Source organism: Flavobacterium sp., from assembly GCF_031422135.1.
Classification (GTDB): Bacteria; Bacteroidota; Bacteroidia; order Flavobacteriales; family Flavobacteriaceae; genus Flavobacterium.
Window position 1 is genome coordinate 105,383 of the sequence record NZ_JANOQD010000030.1, and the last position, 26,625, is coordinate 132,007.

Here is a 26,625-nt window from a genome sequence, read left to right on the forward strand (position 1 = left end):
ATTAAACATTTGAAAATGAAATTTACCGCAAATATTTCAAGATTTGAAGAAAGCAAAGTTTTTTGGACCTCTATAATTATTATTCCTGATGCCGTTTATAAAGAAATGATAAAAATATCGCCCGATAAGCGAATTATTTGTACAATAAACAATTCAATCACTTTTCATTGTGCGATGATTCCAAAAAAACCATTTCACTACATTATGCTGAGCAAAGATAAAATTAAGACTTTAAAATTAAATGTTAATGATATAATTTCTGTTGAAATTGTTGCTGATACCTCTGAATTTGGAATGGAAATTTGCGAAGAATTGCAAGAGGTTTTAGCCTCTGATGATGAAGGAAATTTATGGTTCCAAAAATTAACACCTGGAAAAAAAAGAAGCCTTTTATATATGCTTTCCAAAACCAAAAATTCACAATTAAAAATCAAAAAATCATTTGTTTTTATAGAACATTTAAAACGAAATAAAGGTGAATTTGATCCTATAATTTATCAAGAAGAGTATAAAAATTTCAGAGACAAAAATTCTATATAAATTTTTTTCAATGTAATTTACTGCAAATCAACAACTTACTAATTTTTTTGTAACACTGTTAATAACCCAACTCAATTGCTTGATAATCAATTAACCTTACCTTAACAACTTCTGTTAACAACTTTGGAAAGAAAATCAAAACTTTTTTATTCTTGTATCAATTAAAATCGTAATCCAAAATGCAATCGAGAAAATCTAATTTAGTTAAGTGTTTTTATAGACTATTTATCACCCAAAAAGGAAAGGTTATTAACAGAAAAGAACACTAAACTTATCAAGAAAAGTAGTTGTTTTTTGATTGTTAACAACTGTTAGTAAAATATCAAAACAAGTTCTTTTTCATTACTTTAGATTTATTTAATAGTGTTAATTGTCTTGTATAACTTTCAATAACTTAATTATTGTGTCTTTTATACGAAAGTTATAGTAGCTATTAACACGCTATCATAACCATAAAAAAATAATTTAATTTTAATTTTTCTTTTTGTTGTTTTTAATAGATGTTGATAAGTTTGAAAAAGATTAAACGATAAAAGACGGATAGATAAAAGACAAAAGTTGAATTCTAATCGATATTAGTCTATTATCTCTTTATCTATTATCTCTCCGTCTATTTCTCTTCAAAAAGTTATATTTTCTTTAAATCTGAATTCTAAAATCTTATTCGTAAATTTCAACTTTATAAAAATGAATTATGAGTAAAATGCCAAAAAAGTTTGGAAAAAAAGAGAAAGACTTCTCCACAAAAATTATAAAAATGCTATCACAAAACGCCAATAAAGGATTTAATTACAAACAAATTGCAGCCCTTTTAGAAGTTGATGATACTAAATCTAGAAATGAAATTATTGCAGCTTTAAAAATTCTAGCTTCTACAAAAAAAATTATTGAATCTGAACCTGGAAAATATTTAGTGAAAGCCATTTCACAAGATTATTACGAAGGAACCATTGATATGACTTCCCGAAAAACAGCTTATTTTGTTTGTCCAGATTTTGGTGAAGATGTTTTTATTCCGACCAATAATTTGAACAGAGCTTTAGATAAAGACACGGTTAAAGTCTATGTTTACAACCGAAGAAAAGGAAAACGTCCTGAAGGAGAAGTGATAGAAGTCGTTGAAAGAGCCAAAACTGATTTTGTGGGTGTAATAGCCATTCATCCTAATTTTGCTTTTGTTTCCACCGCAAATCCAAAAATGTACACAGATATTTTTATTCCAAAAGATAAAATTGGAGATGCAGAAAACGGTGATGTTGTGTTGGTTCATATTGAAGATTGGCCTAAAAAAGCCGATTCCCCTTTTGGAACAGTAACCAAAGTTTTAGGAAAACCAGGAGAACACAATACAGAAATTCACGCTATTTTGGCCGAGTACGGTTTACCATCTGAATTTCCTGTTGAAGTAGAAGTTTTTGCACAAAAAATAGATACTTCTATTCATGAAGATGAAATTGCCAAACGTCGTGATATGCGACAAACCTTAACTTTTACTATCGATCCAAAAGATGCAAAAGATTTTGATGATGCACTTTCGTTCAAAAAATTAGAAAACGGGAACTACGAAATTGGAATTCACATTGCCGATGTTTCTCATTATCTTCAAGAAGGAACTATTTTAGATGATGAAGCGTATCAACGGGCCACTTCTGTTTATTTAGTAGATCGTGTTGTACCAATGCTTCCTGAAGTTTTATCAAATTTTGCATGTTCGTTAAGACCAAACGAAGAAAAATATACGTTCTCCGCTATTTTCGAGATCGATGAAAAAGCAACAGTTATCAATCAATGGTTTGGAAGAACAGTAATCGATTCTAACCAACGTTTTGCGTACGAAGAAGCCCAGTATATTATAGAAACCAAAGACAATACAATTCCTCTTGAAACATCAATTACAGGGAGTACTTATGTAGTTTCAGACGAAATAGTTGCTGCAACTTTAAAACTTGACGAGTTAGCAAAAATTATGCGTCGCAAGCGTATGAATGATGGCGCCATTTCTTTTGATAAAGTGGAAGTAAAATTCAATTTGAGTGAAGATGGTGATCCAGAAGGTGTTTATTTTAAAGTTTCTAAAGATGCCAATCACTTGATTGAAGAGTTTATGCTTTTGGCAAATAAAAAAGTAGCCGAGTATATTGGCAAACAAAAGAAAACTTTTATTTATAGAATTCACGACGAACCAAACGAAGACAAATTGTATGCTATGCAAGCCGTTATTGCAAAATTTGGTTATAAAATCGATTTCAGAAATGGCGATATTTCCAAAGCATTAAACCAATTAATGGAAGATGTTAACGGCACAAAAGAGCAAAATCTGATTGATACTTTAGCCATACGAAGTATGAGTAAAGCCAAATATTCAACAGATAATATTGGACATTATGGTTTGGCTTTTGATTATTACAGTCATTTTACCTCACCAATTCGTCGTTATCCAGATGTGATGGTACATCGATTATTGCAGTTTTATTTAAACGAAGGAAAATCGGTTTCAGAAGAAGTATATGAAGAAAAATGTTTGCATTGTTCCACTATGGAAGGTTTAGCAACTAATGCCGAACGCGATTCTATCAAATATATGCAAGTAAAATACATGCAAGATCATCAAGATCAAGAATTTTTAGGTGTAATTTCTGGTGTGACCGAATGGGGAATTTATGTCGAAATTATCGAAAATAAATGCGAAGGAATGGTGCGTATTCGAGAAATCAAAGACGATTATTACACGTTCGACGAAAAGCAATATGCACTCGTTGGTGCTACAACCAAAAGTTTATTACAATTAGGTGATGAAATTTACGTTAAAGTAAAAACCGCTGATTTAGTTAAGAAACAATTGGATTTTTACTTTTTAAGAAAAAATTAAATATATGTCTTATAAAGTTTAAATATCAGTTTGGTATAACTTTAAATACAATACAAATGAAAAAGATACTTTTATTAACTTTTATATTGGTTTCCCAATACCATTTTGGGCAAGTAACCAAAAATTTAGGAGATTTTACTAAAGTGACTGCTTTTGATAAAATATCCGTTCAATTAATAGAATCAAAGGAAAATAAAATCGAATTTCAAGGGAAATATCAAGCCGAAGCTGAAGTTGTTTTAGTCAATGATGAGTTGAAAATTAGACTTCCAATGGGAAAATTTCTAGATGGTGAAGATTTAGTAGCTAAAGTATATTTTCAAAATTTAATTGCTGTCGAAGCTAATGAAGGTTCTTACTTATCTTGTGATACTGAAATTGAAGCATCTGATTTTGAAATAATTACCAAAGAAGGGGCAGAAATAAAATTAAATCTTCACATTCAAAATTTAATTTTAAAAGCATCACAAGGCGGAAAAATTAGACTTTCAGGGTATGCAGAAAATCTTGATGTAATAATCAGTACTGGAGCTATTGTAGATGCAAAAGAGTGCAAAACAAAACAAACTAAAGTTTCAGTAAACGCTGGTGGAAGTGCTGATGTTTTTGCCTCTGATTTAGTTGAGGCAAAAACCAGAGCAGGAGGAACTATTACTATTTACGGAAACCCGAAGCAAGTCAATGAGAAAAAAGTGCTTGGAGGAAAAATTATTATAAGTAAAAGTTAGTTTGATTTTAAATTATTAACTTGCCATTTCTCCTAAACACAAAATTTTATGTTAGAATACATTTTAAGAAACGGAATCCCATTAGGCTTTTTTTTGAGTTTTATGATAGGTCCAGTTTTCTTTGTGTTACTAGAAACAGCACTTACTAAAGGCTTTCGAGCCGCATTAATGTTTGATTTAGGGGTTATTTTAGCCGATGTTTTCTTTATTTCTATAGCTTATTTAGGAAGTTACCGATTGATTCAGAGTTTAAAAGACGATCCAGCATTGTATATTTTTGGTGGAATTATTATGGTAACCTATGGCTTAATATCGTTTTTTAAACTACGTAAAGCCGTAAAAGCAGATGATGAGGAAGAAGCGGCAGAAGTTATCAAAAAAGACTATCTAAGCCTTTTTATTAAAGGATTTTTACTCAATTTTATAAATATTGGAGTTTTAGGTTTCTGGTTGCTTATTATTATTACTTACGGACCAAAACTTCAAATGGACAACTCAAATGTAGTATGGTTTTTTACCACTGTAATTGTTTCTTATATTGCAACAGATATTTGTAAAATACTATTATCTAAGCAGTTAAAAAACAAATTAACACCACCAAATATTATCAAAATAAAAAAAATAAGTAGTATTGTAATGGTTATTTTTGGTGTTTTTCTATTAATTGAAGGTTGGTATCCTAGCGAGCAAAAGTTTGTAAAAAATGCGATTAATAAAATGGAGAAAAAGTAGTTTTTCAAGATGAATTTATCATTTTCAATAGAAGAACGAAAACCAGTTTGGATGGCACTTTCTGAGTTTTATTTAGATACAGAACTTTCAGATAATACTTTTATTCATATAGCTGAAACTTTCAAAAAATCTCCATATTCATTCGCTGAAATCAGAGAAATAAATAAAAAAGAAGTATTTCCCCTACTTCAAGTGAATCTTTTAAACGTTGCTGGTGAATGGAAAGGTTTTGATGAGGAATGGCTTGTAACAACAATCTTATTTACATTAGAAAAACAAAATTTAAAATCATTTTTTTTTAATAAATTCTACTACATAATGTTTCAAAACAGGAATAAATCATATTGGAAGAAGGTTCAAGAAATATATAATAACCTATAAAATATAAAAATATTTCAGTATTTTATTGTATAATCATCGTCTGGATTCGAACATATCTTTACTCAATTTTTTCTAAAAATTTCCATAAAAAAAACCTCCAAATTTCTTTGAAGGTTTTAGAGGCATCGTCCGGATTCGAACCGGAGTAGGAGCTTTTGCAGAGCCCAGCCTAGCCGCTCGGCCACGACGCCATTTGTTTAGCGGATTGCAAATATAAGAAAAAAGTTATTAGCCAAAAGCCAAAAGCCAAAAACTTTAAACAAAACTGCCTATTATCTTTTTGTCTATTATCTATTATCTGTAAAAAACGCTTCCATTTCAATTGTAACCGCTTCAACATCACCACCAATAGGCGGATTTAGTTTAGAAACAGAAACTTTTATATAATTTAAATTTGTAATTTTTTGCATCGAAGTTCCAATAATTCTTCTCGCCACGTGTTCTAATAAGTTGGATCGAATAGCCATTTCATCAACCACAATTTGATTTAAAAGCACATAATCCACTGTATCTTTCAAATCATCTGATAAAGCTGATTTAGCTAAATCGGTTTTTATTTCTAAATCAATTCGGTAATTAGATCCTATTTTTGCTTCTTCAATCAAACAACCGTGGTACGAAAACGTACGTATGTTTTGTAGTTTTATAGTTCCCATTTTTTTTCAATTTACCCTAAAGTCTAATATCTATTGTTTTTAAGTCTATTATCTATCATCTAAATTTTTATCTTTGCTAAAATAAAACAATATAATGGCATCAGAAGATAAATCTTTAAATTTCTTAGAACAAATCATAGAAGACAGCTTAGCTAGTGGTTTTCCTCAAGATAAATTACGTTTTCGTTTTCCACCAGAACCTAATGGTTATTTGCATATTGGTCACGCCAAATCAATTTGTCTTAATTTTGGATTGGGATTAAAGTACAATGCACCAGTAAATTTACGTTTTGACGATACAAATCCTGCTAAAGAAGAACAAGAATATGTTGATGCAATCAAAGAAGACTTAACTTGGCTAGGCTTCAAATGGGCAGAAGAACGTTATGCATCTGATTATTTCCAGCAACTATATGATTGGGCAGTTTTGATGATAAAAAACGGTAAAGCTTATATCGACAGTCAATCCTCTGAAGAAATGGCAGCTCAAAAAGGAACGCCAACGCAAACTGGAATCGATGGGCCATTTCGTAATCGTTCAGTTGATGAAAATTTGGCTTTATTTGAAGGAATGAAAAACGGTGATTTCCAAGAAGGAAAACACGTCTTGAGAGCCAAAATCGATATGGCTTCTACCAATATGTTGATGCGTGATCCCTTGATTTATAGAGTATTGCACAGACATCATCACAGAACTGGCGATAATTGGAAAATATATCCTATGTATGATTTTGCACATGGTGAAAGCGATTATATCGAACAAATTTCACATTCTATTTGTACGTTAGAATTTGTAATGCACCGCGAATTGTACAATTGGTTTTTAGATCAAATTTATGATGAAAATAAAGTCAGACCAAACCAATACGAATTTGCTCGTCTGAACTTGAATTACACCGTAATGAGCAAAAGAAAGCTTTTGCAACTAGTTCAAGATAAAGCTGTTAATGGTTGGGATGATCCACGAATGCCAACTATTTCTGGATTGCGTCGTCGTGGTTATACTGCTAAATCTATCCGTACTTTTTGTGAAACTATTGGTGTTGCAAAACGGGAGAATATTATTGATGTGTCACTTTTGGATTTCTGTTTGCGAGAAGATTTGAATAAAACAGCTCCACGTGTTATGGCTGTTTTAGATCCAATAAAACTCTTAATTACAAATTATCCTTCCGATAAAGAAGAATTACTCGATGCAGAAAACAACCAAGAAGACGAAGCTGCTGGATTTCGAAAAGTACCTTTTTCAAGAGAATTATACATCGAAAAAGAAGATTTTTTAGAAGTTGCTCCAGCTAAATTTTTCAGATTAAGTATCGGAAATGAGGTTCGATTAAAAAACGGATATATTATTAAAGGTGAATCAGTTACAAAAGATGTAAACGGCAATATTACTGAAATTCAAGTCACCTACGATCCAGATTCTCGTTCGGGAAGCGGTAGCGAGGCTAGTCAACGAAAAGTAGCAGGAACTTTACATTGGGTTTCTGTAAAACACGCCTTGGAAGCCGAAGTTCGTTTGTATGATAGATTGTTTATAGACGAAGCGCCAGATGCTCACAAAGAAAGAAATTTCTTGGATTTTATGAATAAATCCTCATTAGAAATAGTTAAGGGATTTGTCGAACCAAGTATTGCCGATGCTAAATCTGGCGACCAGTTTCAGTTTCAACGTTTGGGTTATTTTAATGTTGACAAAGAGTCAACTAACTCAAAATTAGTGTTTAACAAAACAGTTGGACTTAAAGATGCTTGGGAAGAAAAAGGCAAAAAAGAAGAAAATTTATTGATGAATATGCAAAAAGAAATCAATAAATATGTCAAAGAGAAAGACGAAACTGTTGCCGAAAATTTATTGATTCCAATTATTGAAAATATTAAATCGATTGATAATTACAGTTTGATTGTCAACACGATTATCAAAAACATCAAGAATGATAATAATGCTTTGTTATTTTCTAACTTGATTTTGAAACATTCTGATAAAGTTTCTGCAAAAGATATTGAAATAGAACAATTATCAAAACTATATTCGATGTCATTAAAAAGTCAATTGGCTTCAGTTCGAATTTTAGCCATTCAAAATTTGAAAAAGGATTCTGATAATTTCATAAACTTTCAAATGCAATTATCAGAATTAAAAAATTCAGAGAAAAGCGAAAAAGTTTTGGAATTATTATAAATCCTCAAGCCATAGTTTTTATGAATCAAAAATCCGCCATCGAGCGGATTTTTCTATTATAGTTTTTTGTTATTAAAAATTAAAAAACCATAGTTTTTTATAAAAAAAAAGACCCCCATAAATTAGTTTTAATCAAATAAAAAAATCAGTTAAGGTGTTTAGGTGTTTTATAAAAAATAATTTATTAAAAAGCCTTATTTTAGTTTTAGTATTTAAAATTATAAAAAATACATTTTATGAACATTAGATATTTGACTATTGATAGTAAATAGTCAAATATTTTGAATTGATTTAATATTGTTTTACATTTGACTATTGATGGTAAATAGTCTAATATATGAAAATTAAAGAAAAAATAATTAAACTCTTTGATTTAGAAAAAGAGTTGAGTGTAACCGAAATTGTGAATGAGCTTTCTGTATCTAAACAAATGGTTCATTTAATTTTGAATAGTCTAGTCGAAATCGAATATATAGAAAAAATTGGAAGTACTCCAAAAACTATTTATAGAAAGAAGGAGTTTCAAACAATTTCTTCTATTCCAAAAATTAGTATTTCGAAAGAAAAGCAAACTTTTCTAAATGAAAATTTTATCCTTATTACTGAAATTGGTCAATTACTCGAAGGTTTAGACGCTTTCGAAAATTGGTGTCAAAAAAGAAAACTGCCTTTAGAAAAAACCATTGACGAATTTATATTAACCAAAGACAAATACAACAACGATCTAGATAATAACGGTTTAATTTCAGGTTTAGATAAATTGAAAAACACAAAAGGGTATGATAAAATTTTTGTTGATGAATTGTTATATTTAGATTTTTATGCTATCGAACGTTTTGGAAAAACAAGATTAGGCACCATTTTGCATTATGCTAAGCAAGGTCAAAATAAAATGTTGATGAAGATTTTGATACAAGAAATCAAACAAAAAATAGATATTATAATTTCAGAATATGATATTGATGCAGTTGCTTTTGTTCCACCAACTATAAAACGGGAAACACAATTAATGAAGTTTTTAGCAAATGGATTGAAAATTAACTTACCAGTTATCGAAATCCAGAAAATTGGCGGTATTATTCCAGTTCCTCAAAAGTCATTGAACAAAATCGAAGAGCGAATCAATAATGCCCAAAACACCTTTGTTATTAAAGGAAATGTTTCTTATAACAATCTTTTATTGATTGATGACGCAGTTGGTTCAGGCTCCACTTTGAACCAAATTTCTGGTAAAATAAAGCGAAAAGAACTGGCTAAAAACATTATTGGTCTTGCAATTGTTGGAAGTTATAAAGGTTTTGATGTTATTACAGATGTTTAAAACTAAAAAGAGTTCCAAATTTTGAAACTCTTTTTATATTCATAGAAAAATTATTTTTACAAAATAGGATTTCCTTCTTCGTCCAATTTTGAATCAGATTGATGTGTGATGTGGTGACCAGAATTTGGTTTTAATTTCTTAGTCGCTTTTTTCATTGATTCGCTAACTTGATTACTTGCTGTAAAACTAGCCACCATATTATTCAACATATCACTTCCAGCTTGTGGAGAATTCGGCAATAAAATCAAATTCGAATTGGTTTCTGCACCAATAGCTTGCAAAGTATCATAATGTTGCGTTACAACAATCAAAGCTGATGCTTCTTGCGAACTGATTCCAACATTGTTCAAGTTGGCAACACTTTCTACCAAACCACGAGCAATTTCACGTCTTTGGTCAGCAATACCTTGACCTTGAAGTCTTTTGCTTTCAGCCTCAGCAGTTGCTTTTGCTACGATTCTAATTCTTTCGGCTTCACCCTCGAACATTGCAGCTGTTTTTTCACGATCGGCAGCGTTAATTCTGTTCATAGCATTTTTTACTTGAATATCTGGATCAATATCAGTAATTAATGTGTTGATGATGTCATAACCATAAGTGGTCATTGCCTCGTTTAATTCACGTTTTACGGCAATGGCAATATCATCTTTTCTTTCAAAAACATCATCTAATTTTAGTTTTGGAACTTCGGCACGAACAACATCAAAAACGTATGCAGTAATCTGATCGTGAGGATATTCTAGTTTATAAAAGGCATCATATACATTATCTTTAATAACAGAAAATTGAACTGAAACTTTTATTTTTACGAAAACATTATCGTGCGTTTTGGTTTCGATAATTACATCAAGTTGTTGTATTTTAAGATTGATTTTACCCGCAATTCTATCAACAATTGGAATTTTGAGTTGCAATCCAGAATGACGAATGCCTAGAAATTTTCCGAATCGTTCAATAATAACCGACGTTTGTTGTTTGACTGTAAAAAAAGAAGACATAAAAATAAAAAAAGCGATGCCAATAAAGACATACAAAAAGAAATTTTCCATAGTTTTTAGTTTTGTTTATAGTAGTTGTACGTAAAAATTATAAGATTGTTACAATAAAAATTGTTTTGTGAATAACATATAATTTCTTTCAGCTTGTTTGCTAACTAATTTTAGTTATTTAAGCTCACTAATTTTATTTATAAATTGTTATTTCCTTCACATTAGCTTAATCTTTTTGATAACCAATAAAATTAATTTTACCCAATCAATTAAAGTTAATAGTTATGAAAAAGATTTTGTTTTTACTTCTCTTAATAAGTTTTAATGCAAATGCTGAAGATTCGTTTATTATTAAAAACGATGGATCGAAAGCCAATATAAAAAGTAATTCTTTTCGTGTGGATCAAAATAAAAAAATTATTTATTATAAACTTACTACGAATGATTCTGAAATTAAAATGAGTTTTAACGATTTTAGTTCAGTAGAATTCGGCGTAAACAAATTCAAAATATACAAGCTTAATAATTCTAAAGAAGTAAAAGGCTATTTTATTTTAACCGAAACTAATGACAAAACCTTGATTAGCATTTCAAAACCCGATGAAGATGAGGACAGTAAAAAAGTTAGCTACGAATTTCATATTCTAGACAATAAGAATCAAGTTCTTGAAAGTCATTTTTTTAACAATTCGGTAAATCAAAAAAATGCTGATTTGAGAGGTGAAATTTACTTGAAAATCAGGTTTTATTTTTCTGATTGTTTTGAATTATTGAAACGATTGGATATGTATGATAAGAACAATTCGGATATAAATAATACTACAATTCTAAGATTTTTTAATTCTCCAGTCTATCAAAAATGTATTTAAATTTCTATAATAAAAGCAAAAGCCTCCAATTTTGGAGGATTTTGCTTTTTATAATGTATTTATCGCTTTTTCAATCCTTTTAATACTTTCTTCTTTTCCAATTATTTCTACAATATCAAATAGATGTGGACCTTTAAGTGCTCCTACTAAACTCAATCGGAACGGTTGCATAACTTTTCCCATTCCAATTTCGTTTTGAGTCATCCAATCTTTTACAATGGTTTCAATATTTATAGAAGTAAAATCTTCGATAGAATTCATAACCAGTATTAATTGTTGCATTAAATCAGGTGTGTCTTCTTTCCAATTTTTTGAAGCTTTTTCATCATAAGATGTTGGAGCAACAAAGAAATAATCAGATAAACTCCAAAACTCATTTACAAAATGAGCACGTTCTTTAATTAAAGAGGTGATTTTTGTCATAACCGCCTTGTTTGTCATTTCGACGTAGGAGAAATCTCTTGACTTAAGATTTTGAACAAATGCTTCCGCTAAACTCTCATCACTTTGTTTTTGCAAATACTGATGGTTAAACCACTTGTTTTTCTCTGGATCAAACTTTGCACCTGCTTTGTTTACTCTTTTCAAATCAAATTTTTCCACTAATTCATTTAAAGAGAATATTTCTTGTTCTGTACCATCATTCCAACCCAATAAAGCTAAAAAATTAATCACAGCATCTGGGAAAAACCCTATTTCTTTGTACCCTAAAGATGTTCCTTCGTCTGTTTTCCATTGCAATGGAAAGACAGGAAATCCTAATTTTTCCCCATCACGTTTAGATAACTTTCCATTCCCTACAGGTTTTAATATCAAAGGTAAATGAGCAAACTCAGGTGCTTCCCAGCCAAATGAGCGATACAATAAAACGTGTAATGGCATTGAGGGCAACCATTCTTCACCACGAATTACATGTGATGTTTCCATCAAATGATCATCGACAATGTTAGCCAAATGATAGGTTGGCATTCCATCGCTTTTGAATAAAACTTTATCATCTAAAAGACTGGTTTCAAATTTTATATCGCCACGAATGATGTCTTGCAAGTGTAACGTTTCACCAACAGGTGTTTTAAAACGTATCACATAATCTTCGCCAGAAGCTATTCTTTTTTGAGTTTCCTCTTCTGAAATATTCAATGAATTGTCTAATGTTCCACGTACAGAATGATTGTAAATGAAAGTATTTCCAGCAGTTTCTGTTGTTTTTCTTAAGTGGTCTAAACTTTCGGCTGTATCAAAAGCATAATATGCGTTTCCTGAAGCAATTAATTCATCTGCATATTGCTTGTACAAATGTTTTCTTTCGCTTTGACGATAAGGACCAAACTTTTCGTTTTTCTCAACGGTTTCATCTGGTGAAATTCCCAACCATTCTAAAGCATCCAAAATATATTTTTCTGCTCCAGGTACAAAACGATTTTGATCGGTATCTTCTACTCGTAAATAGAAAACTCCGTTGTGTTTTTTAGCAAATAAATAATTGAATAATGCAGTACGAACACCACCTATATGTAAAGCCCCAGTTGGACTTGGTGCAAAACGCACACGAACTTGTTTAGACATTTTTGTAAATTTTGATGTAAAGATACAAATTCGATTTTTCGATTGCTTGATTTTTTGATTTTTCGAACATTTGAATAATCAAACATTCGAACAATCTATTTCATATCCACAGGAACTCTTTTGTTCATTATTGCAAACCATAAAGGTGGAATAAATGACATTACCATACTGGTTGGATAGCCATAAGGCATTTGTGGTGATATGTCGTGGTATTCTAAAATTTGATATTCTTTTTGAGATTTATAATGATGGTCACTATGGTGAGTCAATTCATACAATACAATTCGACCTAATACATGGTTTGAATTCCAAGAATGTTTCTCTGACACACGTTCAAATCTTCCAGAAGGTAAAAGATTTCTTTTTAATCCATAATGTTCTATATAATTCACCGTTTCAAGAACTAAAAACCCTACAATTCCTGCAAATAAGGCAACAATTGTTCCATTAATTCCAAAGAAATTATAAATTAAAATCATATAGCTTATTTGAATGATGGTAAACCAAAACATATCACTTTTGATGGAATAAAAGGTTTGTTTTTCCATTTCGTTTAGTCGGTTTTGTATTTTCCAAGCTTCTTTATATGTGCCTGTAACGGTTTGCCACCAAAACGCATATAGTGTTTGATTGTATTTTGCTGTCGATGGATCGTTTGGAGTGGAAACATGCAAATGATGTCCGTGATTGTGTTCTATAAAAAAATGAGTGTAATGACTTGGAATCAACAAAGTTTTCCCCAAAATTTTCTCAAACATCATTTTTCGATGTCCCAACTCGTGTGCCACATTAATTCCGTTGGCACCAAGAATAACACCTAGACTGAATATAATTCCAGCTATTTCAACATAACTCAAGTTATTATGTGTTACTATGTACAAGGAATATAGCAATGATCCATATACAATAGGCACATTTAAATACAACAAGAAATCAAAAAATTTGTTTTTCAGGCGACTTTCTATTTCTTCCTCAGAATAATTATCAGTATTCAATGGCATTACTATTTCTGCAATGGGAATCATTACAAAAGCATAAATCATTGCTGACCAACACCAAAATCCTTGATAATGAATGCCTAACATCCCAATTATTGGTACGGAATATGCCCATAAATATTTCATAGTTTTATATTTTTAAATAAAATTACAAAACTTTTTTTAATGTTTTCATATTCAACAAAAATTGTAACTTTATAGGTCATAAATTAAATAGATTTATTTTGGATTCTAAAGCAGCCATTTTTTCAAAATTAGAAGGATTTGTAAGGAAATATTATACTAACGAGTTACTTCGCGGAACCATTTTCTTTGTAGGTTTGGGATTGATATATCTTTTTGTAACCAGTTTTATCGAATATTTTCTTTGGTTGAAACCCAAAGGAAGAACTTTTCTTTTTGTTTTGTTTATTTTGGTTCAAGTATTCTTGTTGGCAAGATTTATTGTTTTTCCAATATTCAAACTCTTTAAACTTCAAAAAGGTATTGATTATAACGATGCTTCAAAAATTATTGGCAATCATTTTTCAGATGTAAATGATAAACTGACTAATTTTCTTCAGCTTTCTTCGGATGTAAATCAATCAGAATTGTTGTTAGCCTCTATAGATCAAAAAGCTAATTCATTGCAACCTATCCCTTTTGCGAATGCTATCGATTTTAATAAGAATAAGAAATTTCTGCCTTTGGCAATACTTCCAATATTATTTTATTTTATTTTAATTCTTTCAGGACGACAACAATTTATTACAGAAAGTATGAATCGTGTGGTTAATTACAAACAACAATTTTTGCCACCAGCACCATTTTCTTTTAAGATTTTGAATAATAAATTGCAAACAGAACAGAATAAAGATTTTATTTTAAAAGTTAAAACCGTAGGAAAGGTGTTTCCTGAAAAGGCTATGATTTATATTGATGATGAAAGTTATTTTATGGAACCAAAAAAAGCAGGAGAGTTTCAGTTTGTTCTTACTAAACCACTAGTCGATGTGAATTTTCATATTGAGGCCAATGAGGTTTCTTCAACGGATTATACTTTAAATGTGATTACTGTTCCAGCTATTTCTAACTTTGAAATGATTGTAAAGTACCCTAATTATTTGAATAGAAAAACAGAAACCATTAAAGGAACTGGGAATGCTATTGTTCCAGAAGGTTCAAAAATCACTTGGAAAATCAATACGATTGCCACTCAAAATATTAATTTAATTGAAAACAGCAAGGCTTTTTCTTTTGCTAATTATGGAGGTCTTTTTAGTTTGTCTAAAAATATTTTTCAAAATACCGAATATCAAATTTTAACATCGAATAATGCCATTACGAATTATGAAAAATTAAATTATGCTATAAATGTGGTTAAAGATCAATTTCCAACCATTAAAGTTTCCGTTGCGGCCGATAGTTTAAAAGGAGATAAAAACTATGTTTTAGGTCAAGTATCTGATGATTATAGATTGTCTAAACTGAACGTTATATATTTCCCAAAATCCAATCCCGAAGTTATTAAGAAAGGTATAATTGCTGTTAAGAAAGACAGTTTCGATCAATTTGTTTTTGCTTTTCCAAGCACCTTACCTATTGTTGATGGAGTAGCATATGAATACTATTTTGAAATTTTTGACAACGATGCAATTCACAATTATAAAAGCACTAAGTCCTCTTCTTTTTCTTATCGTGAATCAACAATCGAAGAAAAACAAGAAGAAAGTTTGCAACAACAAAACGATAACATCAACAGTTTGGAGAAATCTTTAAATGCTCAAGATAAGCAAATGTCGGAACTTGATAAATTACAGAAATCAAACAAAGAAAAGAAAAATCTAGATTATAAAGACCAACAAAAAATAGATGACTTCTTAAAACGTCAAGATCGTCAGGACGAAATGATGAAAGATTTTTCTAAAAAAATCAAAGACAATCTAGAGAAATTTAAAGCCGATGAAAAAGATCCTGAAAAAGAATTACTCAAAGAACGTTTAGAGAAGGCGGAAAAGGATTTAGAGAAAAACCAAAAACTTTTAGAGGAGTTAAAGGAACTAAATAAGAAATTAGAAAACGAAGAACTGTTTGATAAAGTAGAGAAGTTTCAACAGAAAAGTAAAAACCAAAAGAAAAATTTAGAACAATTAGTGGAATTAACCAAGCGTTATTATGTAGAAAAGAAAGCCGAACAATTGGCTGAAAAACTAGCAAAACTTTCAGAAAAACAAGAAGAATTAGCTAACGAAAAAATCGAGAACACCAAAGAGAAACAAGATGAAATCAATAAAGAATTTGACAAAATTCAAAAGGAGTTAGAAGAACTACAGAAAGAAAATGACGAGTTAAAAAACCCTTTAGACATTCCTTCGGATAAGGATAAAGAGAAGAGTGTAAAATCTGACTTGCAAGAATCGTCTAAAGAGTTGCAAAAAAACCAAAAGGAAAAAGCAGCTCCCAAACAGAAAAGTGCGGCTAAGAAAATGAAAGAAATGAGTGAGTCTATGGACGCTGGTATGGAAGGTGGAGAGAAAGAACAAATGGAAGAAGATGTCGAAATGATGCGTCAAATTTTAGACAATTTACTAGCTTTTTCTTTTTCTCAGGAAGCGTTGATTAAAAACTTCAAGTCTTTAAACAGCAACGCTTCGTCTTCTTTTTCTAAATATTTAAAAAACCAACAAGATTTAAAACAACAATTCAAACACGTTGACGACAGTCTGTTTGCAATGTCTTTACGCAACCCTAAAATTAGCGAAAAAATAACGGAAGAAATAGGTAAGGTATATTATAATATTGATAAGAGTATTGAGTCATTTACCGATAATAACATTTCCAGAGGCACGTCAAGTCAGCAATATTCCCTTACAAGTGCTAATAACCTAGCTAATATGTTAAGCGATATTTTGAACAGTATGCAAATGTCTTTGTCAGGAATGGGTAAAGGAGGGAAACCAAAACCGGGTAAAGGAGAGGGTATGCAACTTCCAGACATTATTAAAAAGCAACAAGGCTTGGGCGAAAAAATGAAAGAAAGTCAGAAAAAAGGAAACAAACCCGGAAACAAGCCGGGTGATAAATCTGGAGAAAAACCAGGTGAAGGGAAAGACGGAAAATCCGGTAAGGATGGTAAATCTGGAAAAGATGGCAAGTCAGGTAATGATGGTAAATCTGGTCAAGGTGGTGAAGGAGGCAAAGATGGAGAAAACGGTCAAGATGGAGAAGGCGATGCAAAAGCGGTTTTAGACATCTTAAAAGAACAGCGTCAATTGCGTGATGCGCTTCAAAAAGAATTAGAAAAAAACGGATTGGGTGGTGCGGGACAAAATGCATTAGACCAAATGAAGCAAATAGAAAGGCAGTTAATCAATAAGGGATTTAGCAATGATGCTATTCAAAAAGCACTGAATTTGAAATATGAATTATTGAAATTAGAGAAAGCCATTCAAGAACAGAATCAAGACACAAAGCGTCAATCGAACACAAACAAAAAAGAATTTCAGAATACTGCTTCGCCCCTACCACTGAAGCTACAAGAATATTTGAATAGCATTGAAATTTTAAACAGACAAACACTACCTTTGCGCTCGAATTTTAACCGCAAGGTTCAAGAATATTTTAAAGAAAATGATTAGTTTTAATTACGAATTGGATTTTGAAATACCAAACGAAGAACAATATTCTTGTTGGATTTCAAATGTCATTTTATCCGAAGAGAAATCAGAAGGCGAAATAAATTATATTTTTTGTGATGATGACTATCTTTTAGATTTGAATCAAAAACATTTGAATCACGACACTTTAACCGACATTATTAGTTTTGATTATTCATTAGGAAAAGAAATCCACGGAGATGTTTATATTTCTATTGAAAGAGTTCGTGAGAACGCAGAAGATTTTAAAGTATCTTTCGACGAAGAGTTAAGGCGCGTGATGATTCACGGCATTCTTCATTATTGTGGATTTAAAGACAAAACAGTGTCTGACGAACAATTAATGAGAACAAAAGAAGATGAAAAAATCAAAATGTTTCACGTGAAACAAAATTAATCACGACTCGATGGCGTTTTGCTCGAACAAGTGAAGAAATTTAAAATTACGAATTACGACTCTGTTCCACGTGAAACATTAATTCGTTATTCGCTATTCGTGATTTTTTAAATTAAGTTCCACGTGGAACAAACCATAATTTGAATTGCAATATCGGTTTTAAATCGTAATTCGTAATTCGCAATCCGCAATTAAAAAGATGTTTTTAGAAGAATATGATGTTATAGTAGTTGGTGCAGGTCACGCAGGTTGCGAGGCTGCCGCTGCTTCTGCAAATTTAGGTTGCTCCACCTTACTCGTTACAATGAGCCTGCAAAACATTGCACAAATGTCTTGCAATCCTGCAATGGGTGGAATTGCCAAAGGTCAAATTGTTCGGGAGATAGATGCGATCGGTGGCTATTCGGGAATAGTTTCCGACAAAACCGCTATTCAGTTCAAGATGTTGAACAAATCGAAAGGGCCAGCAATGTGGTCACCTAGAGTACAAAGTGATAGAATGCGTTTCTCGGAAGAATGGCGCTTGATGCTAGAAAGAACTCCAAACCTTGATTTTTATCAAGAGATGGTTTCAGGAATGCTTATCGAAAACAATAAAGTTTTAGGTATAAAAACTTCTTTAGGATTAACTATTCGAGGCAAATCAGTTGTGCTAACCAACGGAACATTTTTGAACGGATTAATACATATTGGCGACAAACAATTTGGAGGTGGTCGTGCAGGCGAAAGTGCTGCTTATGGAATTACAGAAGATTTAATTAAAGTAGGTTTTGAATCTGGAAGAATGAAAACAGGAACGCCACCACGAGTTGATGGTCGTTCATTAGATTATTCTAAAATGAATGTAGAATCTGGTGATGCTCGTCCTGATAAATTTTCGTATTCTGATGTTACAAAACCTTTAGCGCATCAAAGAGATTGTCACATGACTTATACTTCTCCTTTAGTTCACGATTTGTTGCGAGAAGGATTTGATCGTTCACCAATGTTCAACGGTAGAATAAAAAGTCTTGGACCAAGATATTGTCCATCTATTGAAGATAAAATAAACCGTTTTGCCGACAAAGACCGTCATCAATTATTCATCGAACCTGAAGGTTGGGATACTTGCGAAGTCTATGTCAACGGATTTTCAACATCACTACCAGAAGACATTCAGTTTAAAGCATTGCGTTCTGTAGTAGGATTTGAGAAAGTAAAATTCTTTCGCGCAGGTTATGCTATTGAATACGATTACTTCCCTCCTACACAACTCAAACATACTTTAGAAACTAAATTAGTAGAAGGGTTGTATTTTGCAGGACAAATAAACGGAACAACAGGATATGAAGAAGCCGCTTCTCAAGGATTGATGGCTGGAATTAACGCAGCATTGAAAGTCCAAGAAAAAGAACCAATGATTTTAAAGCGTGATGAAGCCTATATAGGTGTTTTAATAGATGATTTGATTACCAAAGGAACCGAAGAACCGTATAGAATGTTTACCTCTCGTGCTGAATTCAGAACCTTATTGCGTCAAGACAACGCCGATTTTAGGTTAACACCAATGTCTAATAAAATTGGTTTGGCATCTGATACTCGTTTACGACGAATGGAACACAAATTGAACGAATCAGAAAAAATGGTAGCGTTTTTTAAAGAAACCAGCATTACTCCTTCCGAAGCAAATCCTATTTTAATTTCTAAAGAAACTGCCGAAGTCAATCAAACAGATAAAATATTTAAGATTTTTTCTCGACCACAAATTGAATTACAAGATGTTTTAAAATTTGATAGTGTTGCTCAATATGTTTCCAAAAACGATTTAGATCAAGAAATACTAGAACAAGCCGAAATACAAGTTAAGTATTCAGGTTATATCGAAAAAGAAAGAAACAATGCAGAAAAGCTAACAAGATTAGAAGACATCAAAATACCCGAAAGTTTTGATTACGATAAACTAAAATCATTATCATACGAAGCTCGTGAAAAATTAAAAAAAATTCGTCCTGTAACTATTTCTCAAGCATCAAGAATTTCTGGAGTTTCTCCAAATGACATTTCGGTGTTACTGGTGTTTATGGGAAGATAATTTAATTGTGAATTCCAAATCACGAATTTCAAATCACGATTGATAATTATTCGCAATTAAAATGTTCCACGTGAAACGATAGTTACAAATACTTAATTCCTTAATAGTTCAAAAAACAATAATAAATCAAAAGTTAAATGGATTTTTCTACAAAACCAACATACATCAAAGTAAAAGATTTTACAGTATCCAACGAAGAGTTTGAATTAATTATCGACGAAGAGTTGCAATTATTAAAAACGTACCCACAACCGTCACCTGTTAATCTTCCTAAATATTACGAAAGTGAAGATTACATTTCGCATACTGATGGAAAACGAACCTTGTTTGAAAAAATGTATCAATTTATAAAAACACATTCTTTAAATAAAAAACTAAATTTAATAAATTCCCTTCTTCCACAAAAAGGGAATTTATTAGATATTGGAACAGGAACAGGTGATTTTTTAGCTTTAGCCAAAAATGCAGGTTGGAAAACCACAGGAATAGAACCAAGTCAAAAAGCAAGAGCTATTTCAATTTCCAAAGGAGTACCTTTTGTGGAAAATGTATCAGATATCAAAAAAACTACTTTCGATGTCATTACAATGTGGCACGTTCTAGAACATATTCCAAACTTAGAACAACAAATTTCAGAATTAAAGCGAATATTAAAACCAAATGGGACCATAATTATCGCTGTGCCAAATTTCAAATCCTACGACGCAAAACATTATGGAACTTTTTGGGCTGCTTATGATGTTCCAAGACATTTGTGGCATTTCTCTAAAACCGCTATCGAAAAATTATTTGCCAAACAAGATTTGAAACTTATTAAAACACTTCCAATGGTTTTTGATAGTTTTTATGTTTCCCTTTTGTCTGAAAAATATAAAACAGGTAGAATGAATTTTTTTAAAGCATTTTATATAGGATTAAAGTCAAATATCAAAGCCAAGCAAAATTTTGAATATTCGTCTCACATTTACGTCATAAAAAATAGCTAAAATCGGTTTTAAAACGATTTAAAGAAAGGTTTTACGACAAAACAGACAAGTTCATTCAAAAAAAGAAATTTTAGCTTAAAACGAGCTTAAAAAAGCACGTTTTAATAATAAAAAACAATAATAATTTCAAAAACTATTGCATTTAACTATAATCAAGAAAGCATCTGCAAAAATCTAGTTTTCGTAAATCGAATCAACAAAAAATCTAAGGACCTAACAATCCAACTAATCTAAAATTTATTACTTTTACCAAAATTTAAAAATCAACAAAAAATAAAAATGAAAAAAATCGTATTATTAGTAACAATTGCATTAACTATAATTTCTTGTAACGAAACTCCAAAAGCAAAAGATTTTAAAACGGCTTATGTGGATACAGGAAAAATGATGGAAGAATATACCGAAGCAAAAGAATTGGACGAAAAATATAAAACCAAAGGCGAAGTAATGGGTCGTGAGCTTGAAGTAGCCGCCAAAAACCTAAAATCCGAAATGGAAGGTTTCCAAAGAAATGCTATGGCAAAAGGGCAAGCTTGGGCACAACAAAAAGGAGCCGAATTACAACAAAGAGAGCAACAATTACAATACGCACAGCAAGGAATGTTGCAACAATTGCAACAAGAAAGCGGGAAAGAAATGGACACCTTGGTAAAATCTGTAAAACAATTAATCAAAGACTACGGAAAAGAAAAAGGATACGATTACATCTACGGAACTGGCGATGCTGCAACCGTTTTATATGCAAAAGACAGCTACGACATAACTAAAGATGTGGTAAAAATGATCAATGATAAGTATGCTGCAAAACCAAAAACAGACAAAAAAGAAGAAAAAGCAACAGAGAAAAAATAATTTTTTCTCAAACAAGATTATAAAACCTTTATCTTTAATTAGTTAAAGGTTTTTTTGTGCATTATTTTGTCATTTCGACGAAGGAGAAATCTCACTTAGTCATTCAGATTCTGAGATTCCTCCTTCATCGATATGGCAAACCGTGCGTTCCATTTTTTATTCAATTCTTTTTTGTAAAATAAATTCAATATTTTTGCCAAATAAATAAAGCCAAAATGGAAAAAATATCAGCCGAAGCCAATTACACATTACAATTCATCAATCAAACCCAGCGAAACATATTTCTAACTGGAAAAGCTGGAACTGGAAAAACTACGCTTTTAAGGGAAATTATTCAAACCACACACAAAAACTGTGTTGTTGTAGCTCCAACTGGAATTGCAGCTTTAAATGCTGGTGGTGTCACCATTCACTCTATGTTTCAGTTGCCTTTTGGCGGATTTATTCCAGACAATAATGTTCCACAATTCTCCGAATACATCAAATTTGAATCCAAAGCGACTTTAAATCGGAACTTTAGAATGAGCGGACTCAAAAAATCCGTAATCAAGAATATGGAACTCCTCATCATCGACGAAGTCAGTATGCTTCGCTCTGATTTGCTCGACGGAATCGATTTTATGCTACAATCCATTAGAAAGAAAAAAATCCCTTTTGGTGGTGTTCAAGTACTTTTCATAGGCGATTTGTTGCAATTACCACCCGTAATTCGGGATGAAGAATGGCGAACACTCAAAAATTATTACAAAGGAAAATTCTTTTTTCACTCGCACGTAGTGCAACAAAATCCACCGTTGTATATTGAATTATCCAAGATTTTTCGACAAACTGACGAAGTTTTTATTGCCATTTTGAACAATTTACGAAACAATCGAATTTCTCCAGAAGACATTCAGAATTTGAACCAATATGTAAAACCAAATTTTGACTTGAAAGCCAACAAAGGCTACATCACATTGACCACACACAACGCTAAAGCTGATGGAATGAATGCCAAAGCTTTGGAAGAGTTGGAAGGAAAACAATACCAATACAAACCAGAAATTACAGGTGATTTTCCAGACAAAATTTATCCGATTGACGAGAATTTGCAACTCAAAATCGGGGCACAAGTGATGTTTGTAAAAAACGATTTATCATTAGAAAAACGCTATTTTAATGGTAAAATGGGTGTCATCAAATCATTATCTGAAGCTGAAATTCTAGTTCATTTTCCAGAAGAAAACACCACCATTGAAGTCGAAAAATACGAATGGCAAAATATTCGATATTCGGTAAATGGCGATACCAAAGAAATTGAAGAAGAAACTTTAGGAACTTTTGTCCACTACCCTATCAAACTGGCTTGGGCGATTACCGTTCATAAAAGTCAAGGTTTGACTTTTGATAAAGCGGCACTCGATGTTTCACAAGTTTTTCAACCAGGACAAGCCTATGTGGCGTTGTCACGTTTGCGAAGTTTAGATGGTTTGGTTTTGCTTTCGCCATTGCAAATGAATGGCATTTCGAACGATATTGATGTAATGGATTATGCCGAAAACAAAGCATCGGAAGAAAATTTAGCCAAATCGTTGCAACAAGAAACAAAAAAATTCTTGCATAATTACCTAAAATCAAGCTTCGATTGGCATGATTTGTCCCAAGAATGGCGCAATCATCAATACAGTTACAATGAAAAAGGAGAAAGTTCAGAAAAATCCAAACATTATATTTGGGCAAAAACTCAAACCGATGTCGTAGCAGAAATACAAGAACCAGCAAGAAAATTTTTGAATCAATTAGATAAACTTTTTAACGCTGAACCTTTTGACATTCAGTTTATTAAGGAAAGAGTTGATGCAGCGTATCAGTACTTTTTCAATCAAATGGATAAAGTTGTTTATGATGTTTTATGGAAAATAGAGGAAGTAAAACGCATCAAAAAAGCAAAAATGTTGTTCGAAGATTTATCGGTTTTGGAAGAATTGCAAATCAAAGCCGTTTTACGATTGATGAAATCGAAATTATTAGTAAAAACAATAGCTTCAGGCGATGTGATTTCTAAAGAAAATTTGAGTTCCCAAGAAATTAAAGCTTACAAAATCAATAAAGTAGATGCCATTCAACAAGAATTCAAACGATTAAATATTTCCCTTATCGATGATGATCTTGATGTGGAACGATACAGTAAGAAAAAAGGCGAACCCAAAGAAGCCAAGAAATCGACCGTTCAGGAAACCTATGAATTGTGGCAGCAAAAAAACACCATTAAGGAAATTGCAGCCATTAGAAAACTCACGCCACAAACCATTGGTGGACACTTGGCAAAACTCATAGAATCTGGAACAGTAGCTATTACCGATGTGTTGCCAGAAGACAAAATAGCGGCTTTAGCGGAAGCTTTTTTTGGTTACAAAGAAGAAACGCTAAACCCTTTAAAAGAAAAATATGGTGACGAATTCACTTGGGATGAGTTAAAAATGTACAAATCGAGTTTGAATGCTGGTTAATATTAAACGATTTTTTTTAATGATTTACTTAAATTAAAACCTTAGCTTTTGTATATTTACTTCAAATTTAGATCTTATGAATGTAGAAACACAACGTAGAAATATTGTACATAGAATTTTAGATCTTTCAAACACAAAAGTATTAAATTCTATTGAAGCATTACTAGACAATGAGGCTTATACCTACTCAACTTCGGGAAATTCCCTTTCGGTAAAAGAGTTTAAAAATCATTTAAACAAAATTATGACCGCTTCAGACTCTGGAGAAAAAGGGTTTACTACAGACGAAGCTAAGAGAAAAATAATTAGAAAATGAAGCCAGTTATTTGGTCAACGGATTCAATCAAATCAATTCAAGATATTTACGATTATATTTCTTTTGAAAGCCCTCAAAATGCAGACTTAGTTATAGATACACTATTTGACATTGGTGATAAATTGAATATTCTACCAGAGAAAAATCCAGTGGAACCTTTGTTCAACTCTAATTTGATTCGCTTTTTCCCAAAATGGAATTACAAAATAATCTACAGGATTGAAGCAGAAAGAATTTACATTCTTGATGTTTTTTCGACTAAACAAAACCCTAAAAAATTCAGAATATAAATTCAACTGATAACCAGTTTTAATTGCAATTCAAAATAGCTTAAAAAAACAAAACCCATTCAATACGAACAGGTTTTGTTAAGAATTATATTGGTTGTAATTACTTTAAAGCTAAATATCTCAATATACGAGGTTGAGGTTGGTTAAACGGATTAGCATTAAGTACACCATTTATCCAAAGTGAAACATTATCACCACCAGAGGAATTACTTTTTCCAAGCACATACACATTTCCGTTAAACACTGCAACATCCTGTATGTATGTAGCTCCAGACAATACTGTTGGAGTAGTATCTGACCATAAAACAGCTTCACTTACTGAATTTATTGTCCTGCTTCCTAAAGTATACACAATACCGTTTTGTTCGTCCACAGCAATTGCTACTGCTCTACCTGTTTGCGTAAAAGGAGTTAAATTTAGAGAAGTAAGCACACCTGTAGTTAGGTTTTTTGACCATCTCATCGCTTTATATGTACCATTGCTTCCTAATATGTAACCAGAAACATAAACGATATTGTTTAGTATAACAATACCAGTACATTTTGAACCAGGTAAGTTTGATAAAGTGGTTACAACTCCGTTTACCCATAGTGCAGGAAGTCCATTTTTGAATCCCGCAATACAAACATTAGATCCTTTTACGGATAGATAACTTCCAACGAAATAAGTATTTGTATAACCAGGATTTAAAATTATAGTTTCTACTCCATTTTTCCAAAGAGATGATGGACGAGAATTGTTAGCAGAAACTCCAGATATTTGGTTCCCTGTTAAAACATAAAAATCTCCATTTTCTATTACCATCGAATTCCCTATTCCAGTACCATTTGGGTTAGTTGAATTATATTGAGCATAAAGTAAACCATTTTTCCATACAACCGCAGGTGCTCCTCCTTGTGGAGCAAGAGAACCTACAACATACACGTCATTTCCAGATACATAAACATCCGAAGAGATTTGATCGTATTCTGTTGCTGTTTCAAGAGGCACATCAACACCATTAAGGGTACATCCTCTTTCTGTATTGTCATTTGGATTCTGTCTTAAGGTGTAAACTGAAGTGGGTAAAGCACCAAGAATAGGTGCGGCACTAACTGTTCTAGCACCCTTTAAATTGCTTTTGTCTGTTACTATTGTGGTTTCTTCAACATCGTTTGAACAAGAAGAAAAAAAAGCAATAAAACCGACAAGTAAACCTAATCCTAATTTTGAATTTTGAATTTTGAATTTTGAATTTTCATAAAAAGTTTTTTAATTTTTGCAAAGATAGCGGTTTATTGTTAATGCAATATTATGTTTACTTTTTTATATGACTTTCTGATATTAAATACCTAATGTCAAAAATATCCTATCTACTAACTCAACCAATACACACCCATCAAAGCTGGAATCAAATAAATCACAATGGTTCTTGCACCATCATAATCTTTAGCAATTCGTTGTCCAAAAAGTAGCATTAACAAAGTGATGCAAGACATAGAAGCGCCATATTTACCAAAAGCAGTACCACCACTAATGGAAATTTCGATTAGCCCAACCACACACAATATACCTGCTACAATCTCGAAAGCAAGTAGTACTTTGAGTGCGATAGCTACTTTGTTACCGAAGAAAGTTCCAGCAAAATGTTCCGTAAGCCAAGAAACATTCGAATTCCAATCGGTAAACTTATCGTATCCAGACTGTAAAAAGGTAATGGCTAAAAAAACCAATACAAAAAGTGACGCTAGATTTTCCATAATTTTTTTATACTGTTT

General features: G+C 31.7%; 22 protein-coding genes and 1 tRNA gene. 16 read left to right on the plus strand and 7 right to left on the minus strand.

Annotated elements, in window-relative coordinates; genetic code table 11:
• Positions 1–15 precede the first annotated feature (15 nt).
• From RMO70_RS04870 to RMO70_RS04890, 5 genes are all read left to right on the plus strand, one after another.
• Positions 16–540, plus strand: a complete 525-nt coding sequence (locus RMO70_RS04870) for a YdeI/OmpD-associated family protein (protein ID WP_310555292.1) — start codon at positions 16–18, stop codon at positions 538–540.
• Between the two features lie 694 nt (positions 541–1,234).
• The gene (gene rnr, locus RMO70_RS04875; RefSeq protein ID WP_310555293.1) at positions 1,235–3,409 is read left to right on the plus strand and encodes a ribonuclease R; all 2,175 of its coding nucleotides are present in this window, start codon (positions 1,235–1,237) and stop codon (positions 3,407–3,409) included.
• 56 nt (positions 3,410–3,465) lie between these two features.
• Positions 3,466–4,137: a head GIN domain-containing protein gene (locus RMO70_RS04880; protein WP_310555294.1), complete on the plus strand. Its 672-nt coding sequence runs from the start codon at positions 3,466–3,468 to the stop codon at positions 4,135–4,137.
• Positions 4,138–4,185: 48 nt separating this feature from the next.
• A complete protein-coding gene (locus tag RMO70_RS04885) occupies positions 4,186–4,869 on the plus strand; it encodes a LysE family transporter (RefSeq protein WP_310555295.1) in 684 nt (227 codons plus the stop codon).
• Between the two features lie 9 nt (positions 4,870–4,878).
• Positions 4,879–5,250 carry a hypothetical protein gene (locus RMO70_RS04890; RefSeq protein WP_310555296.1) on the plus strand — a complete coding sequence of 124 codons (372 nt, stop codon included), beginning with the start codon at positions 4,879–4,881 and terminating at the stop codon, positions 5,248–5,250.
• A gap of 120 nt (positions 5,251–5,370) precedes the next feature.
• On the opposite strand, the gene RMO70_RS04895 is transcribed toward RMO70_RS04890, so the two are convergent.
• Positions 5,371–5,441, minus strand: a tRNA-Cys gene (locus RMO70_RS04895).
• Between the two features lie 96 nt (positions 5,442–5,537).
• Positions 5,538–5,906, minus strand: a complete 369-nt coding sequence (gene folB, locus RMO70_RS04900) for a dihydroneopterin aldolase (protein ID WP_310555297.1) — start codon at positions 5,904–5,906, stop codon at positions 5,538–5,540.
• A gap of 94 nt (positions 5,907–6,000) precedes the next feature.
• Here folB and RMO70_RS04905 point away from each other — a divergent pair, with 94 nt between their 5' ends.
• Together RMO70_RS04905 and RMO70_RS04910 are read left to right on the plus strand one after the other, a co-directional pair.
• A complete protein-coding gene (locus RMO70_RS04905) occupies positions 6,001–8,088 on the plus strand; it encodes a glutamine--tRNA ligase/YqeY domain fusion protein (RefSeq protein ID WP_310555298.1) in 2,088 nt (695 codons plus the stop codon).
• A 337-nt stretch (positions 8,089–8,425) separates the two neighbouring features.
• Positions 8,426–9,409 carry a hypothetical protein gene (locus tag RMO70_RS04910; RefSeq protein ID WP_310555299.1) on the plus strand — a complete coding sequence of 328 codons (984 nt, stop codon included), beginning with the start codon at positions 8,426–8,428 and terminating at the stop codon, positions 9,407–9,409.
• Positions 9,410–9,465: 56 nt separating this feature from the next.
• Here the strand turns inward: RMO70_RS04910 and RMO70_RS04915 are convergent, their stop codons facing one another.
• A complete protein-coding gene (locus RMO70_RS04915; protein WP_310555300.1) occupies positions 9,466–10,458 on the minus strand; it encodes an SPFH domain-containing protein in 993 nt (330 codons plus the stop codon).
• 224 nt (positions 10,459–10,682) lie between these two features.
• On the opposite strand from RMO70_RS04915, the gene RMO70_RS04920 reads away from it, so the two are divergent.
• Positions 10,683–11,267 (plus strand): hypothetical protein, encoded by a 585-nt coding sequence (locus RMO70_RS04920; RefSeq protein ID WP_310555301.1) that lies wholly within the window; start codon positions 10,683–10,685, stop codon positions 11,265–11,267.
• A gap of 48 nt (positions 11,268–11,315) precedes the next feature.
• On the opposite strand, the gene gltX is transcribed toward RMO70_RS04920, so the two are convergent.
• Both gltX and RMO70_RS04930 read right to left on the minus strand, forming a co-directional pair.
• Positions 11,316–12,833 (minus strand): glutamate--tRNA ligase, encoded by a 1,518-nt coding sequence (gene gltX, locus RMO70_RS04925; protein ID WP_310555302.1) that lies wholly within the window; start codon positions 12,831–12,833, stop codon positions 11,316–11,318.
• A 95-nt stretch (positions 12,834–12,928) separates the two neighbouring features.
• The gene (locus RMO70_RS04930; protein ID WP_310555303.1) at positions 12,929–13,957 is read right to left on the minus strand and encodes an alkane 1-monooxygenase; all 1,029 of its coding nucleotides are present in this window, start codon (positions 13,955–13,957) and stop codon (positions 12,929–12,931) included.
• Between the two features lie 98 nt (positions 13,958–14,055).
• Here RMO70_RS04930 and RMO70_RS04935 point away from each other — a divergent pair, with 98 nt between their 5' ends.
• The 8 genes from RMO70_RS04935 to RMO70_RS04970 all read left to right on the plus strand — a co-directional run bounded on the left by RMO70_RS04935 (position 14,056) and on the right by RMO70_RS04970 (position 24,867).
• Complete coding sequence (locus RMO70_RS04935; protein WP_310555304.1) at positions 14,056–17,448, plus strand: hypothetical protein; 3,393 nt, start codon at positions 14,056–14,058, stop codon at positions 17,446–17,448.
• Positions 17,441–17,863, plus strand: a complete 423-nt coding sequence (gene ybeY / locus RMO70_RS04940) for an rRNA maturation RNase YbeY (protein WP_310555305.1) — start codon at positions 17,441–17,443, stop codon at positions 17,861–17,863. The genes RMO70_RS04935 and ybeY overlap by 8 nt, the downstream gene beginning before the upstream one ends.
• 199 nt (positions 17,864–18,062) lie before the next feature.
• The gene (gene mnmG, locus RMO70_RS04945; RefSeq protein WP_310555306.1) at positions 18,063–19,934 is read left to right on the plus strand and encodes a tRNA uridine-5-carboxymethylaminomethyl(34) synthesis enzyme MnmG; all 1,872 of its coding nucleotides are present in this window, start codon (positions 18,063–18,065) and stop codon (positions 19,932–19,934) included.
• 137 nt (positions 19,935–20,071) lie between these two features.
• A complete protein-coding gene (locus RMO70_RS04950) occupies positions 20,072–20,920 on the plus strand; it encodes a class I SAM-dependent methyltransferase (RefSeq protein WP_310555307.1) in 849 nt (282 codons plus the stop codon).
• Positions 20,921–21,199: 279 nt separating this feature from the next.
• A complete protein-coding gene (locus RMO70_RS04955; RefSeq protein ID WP_310555308.1) occupies positions 21,200–21,772 on the plus strand; it encodes an OmpH family outer membrane protein in 573 nt (190 codons plus the stop codon).
• Between the two features lie 215 nt (positions 21,773–21,987).
• Positions 21,988–24,261, plus strand: a complete 2,274-nt coding sequence (locus tag RMO70_RS04960) for a helix-turn-helix domain-containing protein (protein ID WP_310555309.1) — start codon at positions 21,988–21,990, stop codon at positions 24,259–24,261.
• 76 nt (positions 24,262–24,337) lie between these two features.
• Positions 24,338–24,577, plus strand: coding sequence for a hypothetical protein (locus RMO70_RS04965; RefSeq protein ID WP_310555310.1), 240 nt, complete (start codon positions 24,338–24,340; stop codon positions 24,575–24,577).
• Positions 24,574–24,867 (plus strand): type II toxin-antitoxin system RelE/ParE family toxin, encoded by a 294-nt coding sequence (locus RMO70_RS04970; protein ID WP_310555311.1) that lies wholly within the window; start codon positions 24,574–24,576, stop codon positions 24,865–24,867. The genes RMO70_RS04965 and RMO70_RS04970 overlap by 4 nt, the downstream gene beginning before the upstream one ends.
• Before the next feature lie 100 nt (positions 24,868–24,967).
• On the opposite strand, the gene RMO70_RS04975 is transcribed toward RMO70_RS04970, so the two are convergent.
• Both RMO70_RS04975 and RMO70_RS04980 read right to left on the minus strand, forming a co-directional pair.
• On the minus strand, positions 24,968–25,858 hold the full coding sequence (locus RMO70_RS04975) for a hypothetical protein (protein WP_310555312.1): 891 nt from the start codon (positions 25,856–25,858) through the stop codon (positions 24,968–24,970).
• 365 nt (positions 25,859–26,223) lie between these two features.
• Positions 26,224–26,607 carry a DoxX family membrane protein gene (locus tag RMO70_RS04980; protein WP_310555313.1) on the minus strand — a complete coding sequence of 128 codons (384 nt, stop codon included), beginning with the start codon at positions 26,605–26,607 and terminating at the stop codon, positions 26,224–26,226.
• Positions 26,608–26,625: the final 18 nt, after the last annotated feature.

Excerpts from the sequence above, each read along its gene's own strand:
- RMO70_RS04915 (WP_310555300.1), bottom strand. The coding sequence starts at position 10,458 with ATGGAAAATTTCTTTTTGTATGTCTTTATTGGCATCGCTTTTTTTATT.
- RMO70_RS04910 (WP_310555299.1), top strand. The coding sequence starts at position 8,426 with ATGAAAATTAAAGAAAAAATAATTAAACTCTTTGATTTAGAAAAAGAG.
- RMO70_RS04885 (WP_310555295.1), top strand. The coding sequence starts at position 4,186 with ATGTTAGAATACATTTTAAGAAACGGAATCCCATTAGGCTTTTTTTTG.
- mnmG (WP_310555306.1), top strand. The coding sequence starts at position 18,063 with ATGTTTTTAGAAGAATATGATGTTATAGTAGTTGGTGCAGGTCACGCA.
- RMO70_RS04890 (WP_310555296.1), top strand. The coding sequence starts at position 4,879 with ATGAATTTATCATTTTCAATAGAAGAACGAAAACCAGTTTGGATGGCA.
- RMO70_RS04960 (WP_310555309.1), top strand. The coding sequence starts at position 21,988 with ATGGAAAAAATATCAGCCGAAGCCAATTACACATTACAATTCATCAAT.
- RMO70_RS04980 (WP_310555313.1), bottom strand. The coding sequence starts at position 26,607 with ATGGAAAATCTAGCGTCACTTTTTGTATTGGTTTTTTTAGCCATTACC.
- RMO70_RS04870 (WP_310555292.1), top strand. The coding sequence starts at position 16 with ATGAAATTTACCGCAAATATTTCAAGATTTGAAGAAAGCAAAGTTTTT.
- RMO70_RS04965 (WP_310555310.1), top strand. The coding sequence starts at position 24,338 with ATGAATGTAGAAACACAACGTAGAAATATTGTACATAGAATTTTAGAT.
- rnr (WP_310555293.1), top strand. The coding sequence starts at position 1,235 with ATGAGTAAAATGCCAAAAAAGTTTGGAAAAAAAGAGAAAGACTTCTCC.
- ybeY (WP_310555305.1), top strand. The coding sequence starts at position 17,441 with ATGATTAGTTTTAATTACGAATTGGATTTTGAAATACCAAACGAAGAA.
- RMO70_RS04930 (WP_310555303.1), bottom strand. The coding sequence starts at position 13,957 with ATGAAATATTTATGGGCATATTCCGTACCAATAATTGGGATGTTAGGC.
- RMO70_RS04880 (WP_310555294.1), top strand. The coding sequence starts at position 3,466 with ATGAAAAAGATACTTTTATTAACTTTTATATTGGTTTCCCAATACCAT.
- RMO70_RS04950 (WP_310555307.1), top strand. The coding sequence starts at position 20,072 with ATGGATTTTTCTACAAAACCAACATACATCAAAGTAAAAGATTTTACA.
- RMO70_RS04905 (WP_310555298.1), top strand. The coding sequence starts at position 6,001 with ATGGCATCAGAAGATAAATCTTTAAATTTCTTAGAACAAATCATAGAA.
- RMO70_RS04920 (WP_310555301.1), top strand. The coding sequence starts at position 10,683 with ATGAAAAAGATTTTGTTTTTACTTCTCTTAATAAGTTTTAATGCAAAT.
- gltX (WP_310555302.1), bottom strand. The coding sequence starts at position 12,833 with ATGTCTAAACAAGTTCGTGTGCGTTTTGCACCAAGTCCAACTGGGGCT.
- folB (WP_310555297.1), bottom strand. The coding sequence starts at position 5,906 with ATGGGAACTATAAAACTACAAAACATACGTACGTTTTCGTACCACGGT.
- RMO70_RS04970 (WP_310555311.1), top strand. The coding sequence starts at position 24,574 with ATGAAGCCAGTTATTTGGTCAACGGATTCAATCAAATCAATTCAAGAT.
- RMO70_RS04955 (WP_310555308.1), top strand. The coding sequence starts at position 21,200 with ATGAAAAAAATCGTATTATTAGTAACAATTGCATTAACTATAATTTCT.